Here is a 13,112-nt window from a genome sequence, read left to right as displayed (position 1 = left end):
ATGAAGCTGAACGGGCAACAGGTCGTATGCGAAAACGTCCCAAGAACACGAGCGAAAGCGACGTGTGATTGGATGACGTTGACCGCTAAGTAGCGAGCACAAGACGTTTGCGAAGCAAATGTCGACAGTATCAAGTGAACAAGTATTTCGCTTTAATTTGCAAGGAAGTTTCTTCTGTGAAGTTTTGAGTGAGCAAGACTCATTCAAGTATGCGGTGATGATGCCTGAACGGTTCCACCTGTTCCCATTCCGAACACAGTAGTTAAGCGTTCAGAGGCCGAGGGTACTCCGCCAGCGATGGCGTGGGAGAGTAGGTAGTTGCCGCAAAGGGGAACTCGTGAATCGCGTGGTTCACGAGTTTCTTTATAAAATTTATATGGCGGCTTTGGTGAAGCGGTTAACACACTGGATTGTGGCTCCAGCATGCATGGGTTCGATCCCCATAAGTCGCCCCATAGGGGTATAGCTCAACTGGTAGAGCAACGGTCTCCAAAACCGTAGGTTGTGAGTTCAAGTCTTACTGCCCCTGCCACTTTGATTTTTTCCGTATCGCTTTCGATACGGTTTTTTTGTGCTCTCATCTACTTTTTCTTGTCAAAGATATGATAATAGTGTAGAATGACAAGCAGCAAAACAGCATTTTGCCATGAGTTTAAGGAGGAGATATTTCTATGAAGAGATTCGTACAGATGGCACTTGTTCTGTGCCTGACACTTTTTGCTGTGCAGGCAGGGGCATCCCCTTACTCGGATAAGGTGACACTGCCGGAGGGGGCTATCATCACGAATGTAAACCGCTTGGCGATTGGTGCTCCTCTCTATGTTCAGGTGGAGGATACGTCTCCCTCGCTTGAGATTTTGACGCAGGTGGTTTCTGATGCCGGACGCATTACGCGTGCGAATGTTGTGAGCTATGATGCGGTGGCGAATGCTCTTCAGGCGGATAAGAGCATTGATCTCAAAGTTCTCCCGCGTCGTGAGGCGGCAAAGGTCTTTAAGGAGAATGTAGGGTCTTATGCGGATGCCTATGTCATTCTGACGGTTGCAAATAACAGCCGTACGACGTTCTTCTTCGATGTCTATCGCTCCGGTTCGAACGAGCTGCTTTACACCTACGAGGTGCGTGCGAACAAGTCGGATGCAGACACGGTGGCGGTCTTCACATCCCTCTCCGAGCAGTTCTACAAGAACTGGCAGCGTTCGGTGGAAGCACAGAACAAGGGAAAATAATAGGTACTGGTCAGCTCCCATTCATTTGGGGGCTTTTCTTTTACGAAAATTATAGCAGCAGATCATAAAGTTGTTGACAAAGTCTTGTTCCTATAATAAGATAGACAAGCTATCTTTTGTACGGAAATTTAGGGGAGGCACATTTATCATATGGCGACGAATGAAAAGCTGCGCAACATTGCCATCATTGCACACGTCGATCACGGCAAGACGACCCTGGTCGATGCAATGCTGCGTCAGAGTCACGTGTTCCGCTCGAACGAGCAGGTGAATGAACGCGTGATGGACTCGGGGGATATTGAGCGCGAGCGCGGGATTACGATTCTCTCGAAGAACACGGCGATTCTTTACGGGGATATCAAGATCAACATTGTGGATACACCGGGACATGCGGATTTCGGCGGCGAGGTGGAGCGCGTTCTCAACATGGTGGACGGCGTTCTGCTGCTTGTCGATGCGTTTGAGGGGCCGATGCCGCAGACGAAGTATGTGTTGCGCAAGGCTCTTGAGCAGAAGCTCAAGCCGATTGTGGTCATCAATAAGATTGATCGCCCCGATCAGCGTGTAGATGATGTCTACGACGAGGTCCTTGAACTGTTTATGGAGCTCGATGCAGATGACGATCAGCTGGACTTCCCTGTCATCTATGCAACGGCGCGCGATGGTGTCGCGAAGTTCAAGATGGAGGACGAGAGCGACAACCTCGAGCCGCTGATGCAGACGATTGTGAAGGAGATTCCGGCACCGCAGGGCGATGCAGAAGGCCCTCTGCAGATGATGGTGACAACACTTGAGGCAGACGACTATGTGGGGCGTGTGGCGATTGGTCGTATTATCCGCGGTACGGTTCGCCCGAATCAGAATGTTGTTATCATCAGCGGCGATCATGAGACGAAGGCGAAGGTCGGCAAGGTCTATGTTTACCAGGGGCTCAAGCGTGCCGATGTGGATGCGGCAGGCATGGGGGAGATTGTCGCACTGACGGGTCTTGGCGATGTGAGCATTGGCTATACAGTAGCGGATGCGGAGAATCCCGAGGCTCTGCCGACGATCAATATTGACGAGCCGACACTCTCGATGACGTTTGGTGTCAATACGAGTCCGTTTGCCGGGCGCGAGGGGCAGTTTGTGACTTCACGCCACATTCGCGACCGCCTCTTTAAGGAGGTCGAGACAAATGTTGCAATGCGCGTCGAGGAGACGGATTCGGCGGACGTGTTCAAGGTCTCGGGACGTGGTGAACTGCACCTCTCCATTTTGATCGAGCAGATGCGCCGCGAAGGGTACGAGCTGCAGGTTGGAAAGCCCGAGGTTGTCTACAAGACGATCAACGGACAGAAATGCGAGCCGATGGAGAATCTGACGGTTGAGGTGCCGCAGGAGTATATGGGCTCGGTTATGGAGGCACTTGGCACGCGTAAGGCGGAACTGTCGAATATGACGGAGCTGTCGGGCTACATCCGCATGGAGTTCTTCATCCCCGCACGCGGACTGATCGGTTTCCGCTCGGAACTCCTGACAAACACGAAGGGCAACGGCATCATGAACCATATCTTCCACGGCTATGTGCCGTACAAAGGGGATATGAGCGGCCGTTCGCACGGGTCACTCGTGGCGTTTGAGCAGGGAGAGACGACGGGGTACGGTATTTTCTCACTGCAGGATCGTGGAACGATGTTCATCTCACCGGGGCAGCAGGTCTATGAGGGTATGATTGTCGGCGAGAATGCGCGTGACATCGACATGGATATCAATCCGTGCAAGAAGAAGAATGTCACGAATATGCGCACGTCCGCTTCGGATGAGGCGATTCGGCTCACCCCGCCGCGCATCCTGAGCCTCGAGCAGGCGCTTGAGTACATCAACGATGATGAGCTGGTTGAGGTGACGCCGGAGAACATTCGTCTGCGCAAGGCGATTCTCGATCGCACGGCACGCGGACGTGCAGCAAAGAATGCCCGCAAGTGAAATGGTATAAAAGTCCTTGTACATACGGGAAAAAACCATTTTTAGCCAATTACCTTGCATTTCTGAAAGAAATGTGATAGTATGTCTCCGTTAGTAAAATGCATAGTTGTCTCTTATTGCATTTGAATTCATATCTACGAGGAAGGAAGAGGTAAATGAGTGCGAGTTCGTTGTTTTCGCGTGTGAAGGATATGACTTCGCACGTTGTGGACACTTTTTTTCCTTCCGATTCGTACGAGGATGAGGAAGAAGTCGTACAGTCCGTCGCAAAACCTGCTGCGCAGCCGCGCCAGGCTGCGTATGACATGGAGCAGCGTCAGGTTGTCAACGGCGGCACGGTCTCCTTTTCGGGAGCGTCCTATGGTGCGTCTGCATCGACGCCACGCACCCCGTCGACAGGCGATGGGGGAGGCACCCCGCTGACCGTGCATACAACAAAGGTTGCGGAGCTCAAGGTACGCATCCACCGCCCGCGTCGCTATGATGATGTTGGGGCAGCGGTAAGGCAGCTCAAGCAGGGGATTGCCGTGACGGTCAACTTTGACTGTCTGAACGAGCCCGAGCGTCGGCGTGTCTGCGATTTCTTGAACGGCGCATGCTATGTTCTTCACGGAACGGCACGCGTGGTGTCGAGTACGATTATCCTATATGCACCGAAGGGCGTAGATGTTACGGAGACGGCTGCAAAACCGCTCTGAGTCCAATTGAACATGATCGGGATGGGGAGCTGCGTGTTCTCCATTTTTTTGTAAAAAATTCCATAGGGGCGTTGTCACGCTGTATTTCTTATGCTATAATGTTCCGCAGTGTGAAAAAAGCACGCGCTTACGATAGCTGCTCTGTGCCGCGCCAGTCGCGGTGGTGCAGCGGATGAGGGGCGCGGAAGAACAACAGGAGGTATACTCACATGGCAGTAATTTCTATGAAGCAGCTTCTGGAGGCCGGTGTTCACTTTGGACATCAGACCCGTCGTTGGAATCCGAAGATGGCTCGTTACATCTTCACGGAGCGCAACGGCATCTACATCATCGATCTGCAGAAGACGGTGCGCAAGGTGGATGAGGCGTACAACTTCCTCCGCAGTGTTGCGCAGGAAGGCAAGTCTGTGCTCTTCATCGGTACAAAGAAGCAGGCGCAGGAGGCAATTCGCGAGGAGGCCCTCCGCGCGAATATGTTCTATGTCAACGAGCGTTGGCTCGGCGGCATGATGACGAACTTCCAGACGATCCAGCGCCGGATCCACCGCCTCAAGATGCTTGAGGAGATGGAGGAGAATGGCACGTTCGAGGTGCTGACGAAGAAGGAAGTGCAGGGGCTTCGTCACGAGAAGGAGAAGCTCGAGCGCTATCTGGGCGGCATCAAGGATATGAACCGTCTGCCGGGCGCACTTTTCGTTGTTGACCCGCGCAAGGAGCGTATTGCGGTTGCCGAGGCACGCAAGCTGAACATCCCCATTGTTGCGATCGTCGATACGAACTGTGATCCGGACGAGATCGACTATGTGATCCCGGGCAACGATGACGCCATCCGTGCGGTGAAGCTCCTTACGGGCTGCATGGCGGATGCTGTGCTCGAGGGCAATCAGGGCGGCGCACCGGAGACGACTGCGGCGGAGTAAGGAAACAAACAGAGGGGTAAGGGAGTGTTATCCCTTGCCCCTTTTTTATGAGTTATCATAGGGAGGAAATACAATGGCAATCAGTGCTGCAATGGTAAAGGAACTGCGCGAGCGTACGGGCGCGGGGATGATGGACTGCAAGAAGGCTCTCGCGGAGACGGACGGCGATATGCAGAAGGCAATCGACTATCTGCGTGAGAAGGGCATTGCAAAGGCGGAGAAGAAGGCCGGCCGTATCGCTGCTGAAGGTGCTGTGACGGCGTATCTGACGGAGGATGCAAAGGTCGGGGCAATCGTCGAGATCAACTGTGAGACAGACTTTGCGGCGGGCAATGAGCAGTTCCGTGAGCTGAGTGCAAAGGTTGCAAAGCACATTGCCGAGACGAATCCCGTCGACCTCGATGCGCTGAACGCAAGCACGCTCGACGGCAAGGATGTCGCAGCACTCATCACCGAGGCAACGGCGACGATCGGCGAGAAGATTTCACTGCGCCGTTTTGCACGCTATGAGAGTGCCGGTCGTGTTGCGACGTATATCCACATGGGCGGCAAGATTGGTGTTCTCGTGGAGCTCTCGGGTGGTGAGGAGCAGCTTGGAAAGGATGTCGCGATGCAGATTGCAGCGGCGTCCCCGATTGCCATTGACCGCTCCGGTGTGACGGCCGACGACATTGAACATGAGAAGGAAGTGCTCCGCAAGCAGGCACTTGAGGAGGGCAAGCCCGAGAAGATCATTGAGAAGATGGTTGAGGGGCGTATCAACAAGTTCTACGAAGAAGTCTGCCTGCTTGAGCAGAAATTTGTGAAGGATCCCGAGCAGAAGGTTTCGGGTGTGCTCGGCGGCGTCGAGGTCAAGGCGTTCACGCGCTTCCAGCTCGGTGAGGGCATTGAGAAGAAGCAGGAAGATTTTGCTGCGGAGGTTGCTGCACAGATGCAGTAAGACCGTGAGGTGAAGGGGCTGTTATGCGGGGCATATTTTTGCTTCGCATAGAGCCCCTTTTTTGCAGACATGAAGTGTAAAATATGCTATAATGGCGCAAAGAACAGACAGGAGGAGTCATCGTGGAAGCGAAATATCGCCGTGTTGTGTTGAAGCTCAGCGGAGAGGCTCTGGCAGGAGATCAGGGCTTTGGGATCAATCCTGCCGTTGTCGAGGAGATTGCCGCACAGATCAAGAAGGTACGCGATCATGGGATTGATGTCGCCATCGTGGTTGGCGGCGGCAATATCTGGCGCGGACTTGCGGGGAGTGCGAAGGGCATGGATCGCACGACGGCAGACTACATGGGCATGATGGCAACGGTGATGAATGCGCTTGCATTGCAGGATGCGCTAGAGAAGCAGGATGTCGATACACGTGTCCAGAGTGCGATCGAGATGCGTCAGGTGGCCGAGCCGTACATTCGCCGTCGTGCGATCCGGCACATGGAGAAGGGGCGCGTTGTGATCTTCGGTGCGGGCACGGGTAATCCGTATTTCTCGACGGATACGACGGCAGCACTGCGCGCTGCTGAAATCGAGGCGGATGTCATCCTGATGGCGAAGAAGGGGACGGATGGAATCTATGATTCCGACCCGAACAAGAACCCCGATGCGAAACGCTTCGAGACGCTCGCCTACATTGACATCCTCAAGAAGGGGCTCGCGGTGATGGATGCAACGGCGACGAGTCTTTGCATGGAGAACAAGATTCCCATTGTGGTATTTAATATTGACGAGTACGCAAATATCGCGCGCGCATCGTTTGGAGAGCCGATTGGAACGACCGTAGGAGGCGAAACTGTATGATAAAGGATATTCTCACGAAGCATGAGGCAAATATGAACAAGGCGATCGAGGCACTCCGTCGGGAGTTCTCATCCCTGCGTGCGGGGCGGGCAACGCCAAATCTGCTGGACAAGGTGATGATTCCCTACTACGGAACGCCGACGTCGGTCAATCAGCTTGCAAAGGTGACGGTACCCGAGCCTCATATGATTGTCATTACGCCGTGGGAGAAGTCCATCCTGCATGAGATCGAGATTGCAATCTCGAAATCCGATCTCGGGCTTTCGCCGAATTCGGACGGTACGGTGATCCGCCTTGCAATTCCGCAGCCGACGCAGGAGCGTCGAAAGGAGCTCATCAAGACGGTCGGCAAGAAGACGGAGGAGGCGAAGGTCGCCCTGCGCAACATCCGCCGTGATGCGAACGAGGCGATCAAGAAGCTCGAAAAGGACAAGGAGATCAATGAGGACGAGTCCAAGCGCGGGCAGGACTCCGTGCAGAAGCTCGTGGATAAGTTCGTCAAGCAGATGGAAGAGATGCGTGCGGCGAAGGAAAAAGAGGTCATGGAAATCTAATGGCTGACCTGCGTTTGGCACGTCCGTGGAACACCGTCATACAGGAACTCGACGCAAAGGGAATATCCTACGAGATGTCAGAGACACGCTCTCCACGTGATTTCTTTGCGGTGGATGAGATGATGCCCTATGTTGTTCGTGTGCAGGAGCGCGGCGGGAGCTGTGTGCTTACAAGAACATTTGTACCTGAGCGAAGCGTCTCGGTTGCTGCATATGAGCAAGGGGAGTACGGATAAATCAGTACAGCAAGGGAATCGCTGAATTTATCAGTGCCTCCCAAGAACTCCGCTGAGCGGGCACAGCCCCTTCCGGCATTGCCGGAGGGGTGTTTTGGTAGAGTGCGATGAGGATGGAAGGGATCACGATGTGGAGAAAGATATTTGGCGGTGGAACGAAGGTACCTTCTGTCGCAGCGGAGACTCTTCCGTCCGACCTCGCGGTTGAGCGTGAACGTATGCCGCGCCATATTGCGATTGTCATGGACGGAAATGGCCGTTGGGCAAAGGCGCAGGGGCGTTCGCGGTCGGCGGGGCACGAGGAGGGGGCACGCACGCTCAAGCGCATTGTGCGTGCCGCCTCCGATCTGGGTGTCGAGGTGCTGACGGTTTATGCCTTTTCTACGGAGAACTGGAAACGACCGCAGCGTGAGGTCGACTTCCTCCTGCGACTCTTTGATTCTTTCTTGGAAAAGGAACTTGCGGAGATGCACGCAGAGCAGGTGCGCCTGCACTTCATTGGTCGACGCGATCGTTTTACGGAGCGTTTTCAGCAGCGTATGGCGGATGCAGAGATGCTGATGGCGCAGAATACGGGCATTCACTTCAATCTGGCGGCGAATTACGGCAGCCAGGATGAGATCCTGCGAGCCGTGCGCTCTATCGCGGATCGTGTGGCGGCGGGGGAAGTTGCGTCGGAGGAAATTGACGAGGAATTCTTTTCCAACGCGCTTGATACGGCGGGCGACCCGCCGGTTGATCTCTTCATCCGCACGAGCGGCGACCTGCGCCTGAGCAACTTTCTCCTCTGGCAGTCGGCATATGCGGAGCTCTACTTTACGGAGACACACTGGCCGGACTTTACGCCGGAGGAACTGGCGCGCGCCATTCAGGATTTTGCAGGGCGCAGCCGTCGCTTTGGCGGACTGAATCCGGAGGAATAAACAGGAGGTCGGATTTGATTACACGCATTATTTCGGGAACGATTGGCATTGCGCTTGCTGCCTATGTGATTCAGGAGGGGGAACGGGCATTTGCGATTGGAGCGGCCGTGCTTGCCGTGCTTGCGTGGTTTGAGTTCACGCGCGCCTTTTCCCATCGTGGCGGCAATCCGACGCTCTTCTCTGGCTTGCTTGGCATCGGCGGTATGCTGTATGGTGCATACCTCGGTCAGTTCGATATCATCCTGTTCGCGCTGATGGCATCTACGGTACTCGCCCTTCTCACATCTGTGATTCTGCGTGGAGACGTGTCTGTTCCGGATGTGTGTATCTCTGTGGCGGGCATTGCCTACATCGGTCTGCCGTTTGCGCATCTGATTATGCTGCGTGCACTCTCGGGCATGAGTTTTGTGACACCGATTGAGACGTTTGATCTCGGGACGGCGATGGTCTGGGTCATGTTCATTGGGACCTGGGCGAGTGACAGCTTTGCCTACTTTGCGGGGTGCGCATTCGGCTCGCACAAGCTCGCACCCGCGATCAGTCCGAACAAAACCATTGAGGGCTTTCTCGGCGGTCTTGTCGGAACGATTGCGGCGGTAGCGGGACTGGGGTATCTCCTCCATATGCCACTCACACATATGGCGGGGCTGGGTGCGGCGATCGCCGTGCTCGGAACGCTCGGGGATCTTGTGGAATCGCTGATGAAACGACACACGGGGATCAAGGACTCCGGGGCAATCATCCCCGGACACGGCGGCATCTGGGATCGCTTTGACAGCGTACTCTTCACAGCTCCGCTCGTTTACTACTATACGGTGTACTTCGTACTTCGCTGAAATGGCAATAAAGGAGTTTTGATGTTAGAAAAAATTCTGGCGACGGTATTTGTCTTTGGCCTTCTCGTATTTGTGCATGAGCTCGGACATTTTATCACGGCAAAGCTCACGGGGATGCGGGTGGATGAGTTCGCCATTGGTTTTGGGCCGCGACTTGTCAGCTTTCGCTATGGCGAAACCGTTTATTCGATCCGCATTGTGCCGCTTGGCGGCTTCAACGATATTGCGGGAATGGCTGCGGATGACAATGACGCGGGGGAGCGCGGCTACTGCCGCAAACCGATTCTCTCACGCATGATCGTGATTCTGGCAGGGTCGGCGATGAACTTCATCCTACCCGTTGTGCTGTTTTTCGGCATTTTCTTCTTTGCAGGCGTGCAGACACCAAACCCCGCGCCCGTCCTTGGCACGGTGCTTGCGGACAACCCTGCGGCGAATGCAGGACTGATGGCGAATGACCGCATTGTTGCAATTGACGGGCAGTCGATTGAAACGTGGCAGGAGATGGTGGATGCGATTCGTACGAATCACGGCACTGTCCCCATGACGATGCAGGTGGATCGTGCCGGGCAGGAACTCACGGTTAGTGTCACCCCGCATTACGATGCGGCGCATGACCGTGGCGTTATCGGTATTGTAAACGCCTATGAGAGCACCTATCCCGGATTCATCCAGTCCGTCACAATGGCGTTCGAGCGTACGGCGATGATCGTCGTGATGATGATGGACGCACTCTACCGCATCGTTCTCGAACTGTCCGGCTCGGAGCTGGCGGGCCCCATCGGCGTGGCGCAGATGGCGGGTGAGGTTGCGGAGATGGGGATTGTGCCGCTGCTGAATTTTGCGGCACTGCTCAGTCTGAACCTTGCAATCATCAACCTTTTGCCTGTGCCGGCACTTGACGGCGGACACTTCCTCACGCTCTGCGTCGAGGCCGTACGCGGCAAGCCGCTCAGCCCGAAGGTCATGCACTATGTCCAGAATGCGGGCGTGGGATTCATTGTCCTGCTCATGCTGCTCGCAATGAAGAATGACGTTGTCCGTATCTTTGCAGGAGGCTGACCTGGGTATGGCAAATTATACACGCCGCAGGACGCGGCAGATTCACATTGGCGGCATCCCCATCGGGGGCGATGCGCCCATTTCCGTGCAGTCTATGTGCAATACGAAGACGACGGACACGGAGGCAACCGTTCAGCAGATTCGCGAACTCGCAGCGGCGGGGTGTGACATTGTGCGTGTCGCCGTGCCCGACATGGCGGCTGCGAAGAACCTCGGCAGCATTGTGCGGCAGGTCAAGACGCCGCTCGTCGCCGATATCCACTTTGACTACAAACTTGCACTCGAGGCAATGGAGCAGGGGGTTGCGGCACTGCGCATCAACCCCGGCAACATCGGCGGAACGGAGCGCGTGAAGAAGGTGGTTGCAGCAGCGCGTGCGGGGGGGATTCCCATCCGCATCGGCGTCAATGCCGGTTCACTCGACCACAAGATGTTGACGAAGTACGGCGGCATCACGGCAGAGGCTCTTGTAGAGTCTGCGATGGAGCATGTGCGTGTACTTGAGGAGCTGGATTTTTACGATATGAAGATCTCGCTCAAGGCGCACGATGTGCCGCTGACGCTCGCGGCATACCGCCTCATGAGCGAGCGTGTCGACTACCCGCTGCACCTCGGCATTACGGAGGCTGGCACGGCAGGCACGGGGATCATCAAGTCCTCGGTCGGTGTCGGTGCACTGCTCGCGGAGGGCATTGGTGACACGATCCGCATCTCACTCACGGGCGATCCCGTGGTCGAGGTGCGCACGGCGAATGAAATCTTGAAGGCACTTGGGCTGAAGGAGTACGGTCCGACGCTTGTCGCATGTCCGACCTGCGGACGCACGAGCATTGATCTCGTCTCCATTGCGGAAAAGGTCGAGGAGCGTCTGCGCGGGATGGAGGACCCCATCGAGGTTGCCGTGATGGGCTGTGTTGTGAATGGCCCAGGTGAGGCACGCGGTGCGGATGTCGGCATTGCAGGCGGGAACGGCGAGGGGCTGATCTTCCGCAAGGGCGAGGTCATCCGCAAGGTGAAGGAAGAAGACCTGCTTCCCGAACTGTTTCGGGAAATTGATGCAATATTGGAGGAACGCAAATCGTCATGAGAGCTACGAATCTGTATGCACCCACACTTCGAAATACGCCCGCCGAGGCGGAGATTGCGAGTCATCAGCTCATGTACCGTGCGGGTCTGATCCGCAAGTCTGCGGGCGGTATGTATAGCTATCTGCCGCTCGCATGGCGCACGATCCGCAAGATTGAGCAGATCATCCGCGAGGAGATGGACGCGGCGGGCGGGCAGGAAATCATGATGCCGATTCTCCAGCCGTCCGAACTCTGGGAGGAAAGCGGGCGCTGGGGTGCATACGGTGCGGAGATGATCCGCGTGAAGGATCGTCATGACCGCGAGTTCTGCATGGGGCCGACCCATGAGGAGATGATTACGGCACTCGTGCGCGATGAACTGCGCTCGTACAAGCAGCTGCCCGTGCTGCTCTATCAGATTCAGGACAAGTTCCGCGATGAGCGTCGCCCGCGCTTCGGGGTCATGCGCAGCCGCGAGTTTATCATGAAAGACCTTTATTCTTTCGATAAGGATGTCGAAGGGATGAATGCGTCCTACCGCAAGATGTCCGTTGCGTACACGAATATCTTCACGCGCTGCGGGTTGGACTTCCGCGCAGTGGAGGCGGACAGCGGCGCGATTGGCGGCGGGCATTCGGAGGAGTTCACCGTGCTTGCGCCGGAGGGCGAGTCGCGTATTGCGTGCTGCGATGCGTGCAGCTATGCGGCGAGCGATGAGAAGGCGGCACTGCGTCCAATTGACGCACCCGACGAGGCGGAACTGCCGCTTGAGAAGGTGGCGACCCCACATACGAGTACGATTGCGCTGCTTGCAGAATACCTCAAGATTCCCGTGGAAAAGACGATCAAGGCGGTCGCCTATCAGACGGAGGACGATACCCTCATCCTCGCATTCCTGCGCGGCGACCACGAGGTGAACGAGATCAAGCTCGCGAACGCCGTTCCGGGCGCACGTGAGCTGCGCATGGCGGATGAGGAAGCGATCCGTGCAGTGGGCGGCTGTCCCGGCTTTATGAGCCCAATCGGCATCAAGGAGGGCACGCATATCGTTGTCGATGAGACGGCGATGCGGATGCACAATGCCGTTTCGGGGGCAAACGAGGTGGATTTCCACTATATGAATGTGAATCCGAAGCGCGACTTCGGAGCGGTGACAGTGGCGGATATTCGCCTTGTCGAAGAGGGGGATGTGTGTCCCGTCTGTGAGCAGGGATATCTCCACATCGGGCGCGGCATCGAGGCGGGGCAGATCTTTGCCCTTGGGACGAAGTACAGCGAAGCAATGGGCGCGACCTTCCTCGACGAGGCGGGCAAGGCACAGCCCATGCAGATGGGGTGCTATGGCATCGGTGTCGGGCGCACAATGGCGGCGGCGATCGAGCAGAACCATGACGAGCACGGCATCATCTGGCCGCGTGCGATTGCGCCGTATGAGGTCGTTGTCGTAGCCGTCAATGCAAAGGTGGAGGAGCAGCTCGCGTATGCCGAGGTGATCTACGAGGAGCTGCGTGCGGCAGGTATTGATGTGCTGCTGGATGATCGGCGTGAGCGCGCGGGCGTGAAGTTCAACGACTGTGATCTGATCGGCTATCCCGTACGTATCGCCGTCGGGCCAAAGACCATTGAAAACGGCAGCATCGAGGTAAAGGTGCGTCGAACGGGCGAGCTTGTGAACTTTGCGCGCGATACCTATTTGAAGGGCGTGCAGGATATGCTGGCAACGCTTTGAGCGATTTTAGGGCGGCGTTTATGCGCCGCCTTTTCCATACGCGCATATTGAGGAAGCACTGATAAATTCAGCCACGCCATCTTGACGTATCTTTTTTGCCCG

General features: G+C 55.9%; 13 protein-coding genes, 2 tRNA genes and 1 rRNA gene. All 16 read left to right on the top strand.

The features are described from left to right. Positions 1–210: 210 nt before the first annotated feature. The 16 genes from rrf (at position 211) to ACO6BQ_RS09855 (ending at position 13,010) form a co-directional block, all read left to right on the top strand. Positions 211–327: ribosomal RNA gene (gene rrf, locus ACO6BQ_RS09930) — 5S ribosomal RNA — on the top strand. 52 nt (positions 328–379) lie between these two features. Then, a tRNA-His gene (locus ACO6BQ_RS09925) sits at positions 380–455 on the top strand. A gap of 1 nt (position 456) precedes the next feature. Next, a tRNA-Trp gene (locus ACO6BQ_RS09920) sits at positions 457–532 on the top strand. Between the two features lie 139 nt (positions 533–671). After that, complete coding sequence (locus ACO6BQ_RS09915; RefSeq protein WP_489120713.1) at positions 672–1,229, top strand: coenzyme F(420) biosynthesis enzyme; 558 nt, start codon at positions 672–674, stop codon at positions 1,227–1,229. Positions 1,230–1,379: 150 nt separating this feature from the next. Further along, positions 1,380–3,197 carry a translational GTPase TypA gene (gene typA / locus ACO6BQ_RS09910; RefSeq protein ID WP_489120712.1) on the top strand — a complete coding sequence of 606 codons (1,818 nt, stop codon included), beginning with the start codon at positions 1,380–1,382 and terminating at the stop codon, positions 3,195–3,197. Between the two features lie 155 nt (positions 3,198–3,352). Then, positions 3,353–3,895 (top strand): cell division protein SepF, encoded by a 543-nt coding sequence (locus ACO6BQ_RS09905; RefSeq protein ID WP_489120711.1) that lies wholly within the window; start codon positions 3,353–3,355, stop codon positions 3,893–3,895. 209 nt (positions 3,896–4,104) lie between these two features. Next, positions 4,105–4,815 (top strand): 30S ribosomal protein S2, encoded by a 711-nt coding sequence (gene rpsB, locus ACO6BQ_RS09900; protein WP_489120710.1) that lies wholly within the window; start codon positions 4,105–4,107, stop codon positions 4,813–4,815. Positions 4,816–4,888: 73 nt separating this feature from the next. Next, positions 4,889–5,755 (top strand): translation elongation factor Ts, encoded by an 867-nt coding sequence (gene tsf / locus ACO6BQ_RS09895; protein ID WP_489120708.1) that lies wholly within the window; start codon positions 4,889–4,891, stop codon positions 5,753–5,755. Between the two features lie 122 nt (positions 5,756–5,877). Beyond that, a complete protein-coding gene (gene pyrH / locus ACO6BQ_RS09890) occupies positions 5,878–6,603 on the top strand; it encodes a UMP kinase (protein WP_489120707.1) in 726 nt (241 codons plus the stop codon). After that, positions 6,600–7,157, top strand: coding sequence for a ribosome recycling factor (frr, locus tag ACO6BQ_RS09885; protein WP_489120705.1), 558 nt, complete (start codon positions 6,600–6,602; stop codon positions 7,155–7,157). The genes pyrH and frr overlap by 4 nt, the downstream gene beginning before the upstream one ends. Further along, on the top strand, positions 7,157–7,393 hold the full coding sequence (locus tag ACO6BQ_RS09880; RefSeq protein ID WP_489120704.1) for a hypothetical protein: 237 nt from the start codon (positions 7,157–7,159) through the stop codon (positions 7,391–7,393). Before frr ends, ACO6BQ_RS09880 begins: the two co-directional genes overlap by 1 nt. Positions 7,394–7,521: 128 nt before the next feature. Further along, entirely contained in the window at positions 7,522–8,316 is a 795-nt protein-coding gene (uppS, locus tag ACO6BQ_RS09875) for an undecaprenyl pyrophosphate synthase (RefSeq protein ID WP_489120703.1), read from the top strand. A gap of 14 nt (positions 8,317–8,330) precedes the next feature. After that, positions 8,331–9,152: a phosphatidate cytidylyltransferase gene (locus tag ACO6BQ_RS09870; RefSeq protein ID WP_489120702.1), complete on the top strand. Its 822-nt coding sequence runs from the start codon at positions 8,331–8,333 to the stop codon at positions 9,150–9,152. 21 nt (positions 9,153–9,173) lie between these two features. Further along, positions 9,174–10,214, top strand: coding sequence for an RIP metalloprotease RseP (gene rseP, locus ACO6BQ_RS09865; RefSeq protein ID WP_489120701.1), 1,041 nt, complete (start codon positions 9,174–9,176; stop codon positions 10,212–10,214). 7 nt (positions 10,215–10,221) lie between these two features. Then, on the top strand, positions 10,222–11,301 hold the full coding sequence (ispG, locus tag ACO6BQ_RS09860) for a flavodoxin-dependent (E)-4-hydroxy-3-methylbut-2-enyl-diphosphate synthase (protein ID WP_489120700.1): 1,080 nt from the start codon (positions 10,222–10,224) through the stop codon (positions 11,299–11,301). Next, a complete protein-coding gene (locus tag ACO6BQ_RS09855; RefSeq protein ID WP_489120699.1) occupies positions 11,298–13,010 on the top strand; it encodes a proline--tRNA ligase in 1,713 nt (570 codons plus the stop codon). Before ispG ends, ACO6BQ_RS09855 begins: the two co-directional genes overlap by 4 nt. The last annotated feature ends 102 nt before the right edge of the window (positions 13,011–13,112 follow it).

The organism is Centipeda sp. (in: firmicutes) (assembly GCF_057271695.1).
Note: the sequence above shows the minus strand (reverse complement) of the source record. Positions and strands in the feature narration are given on the sequence as shown.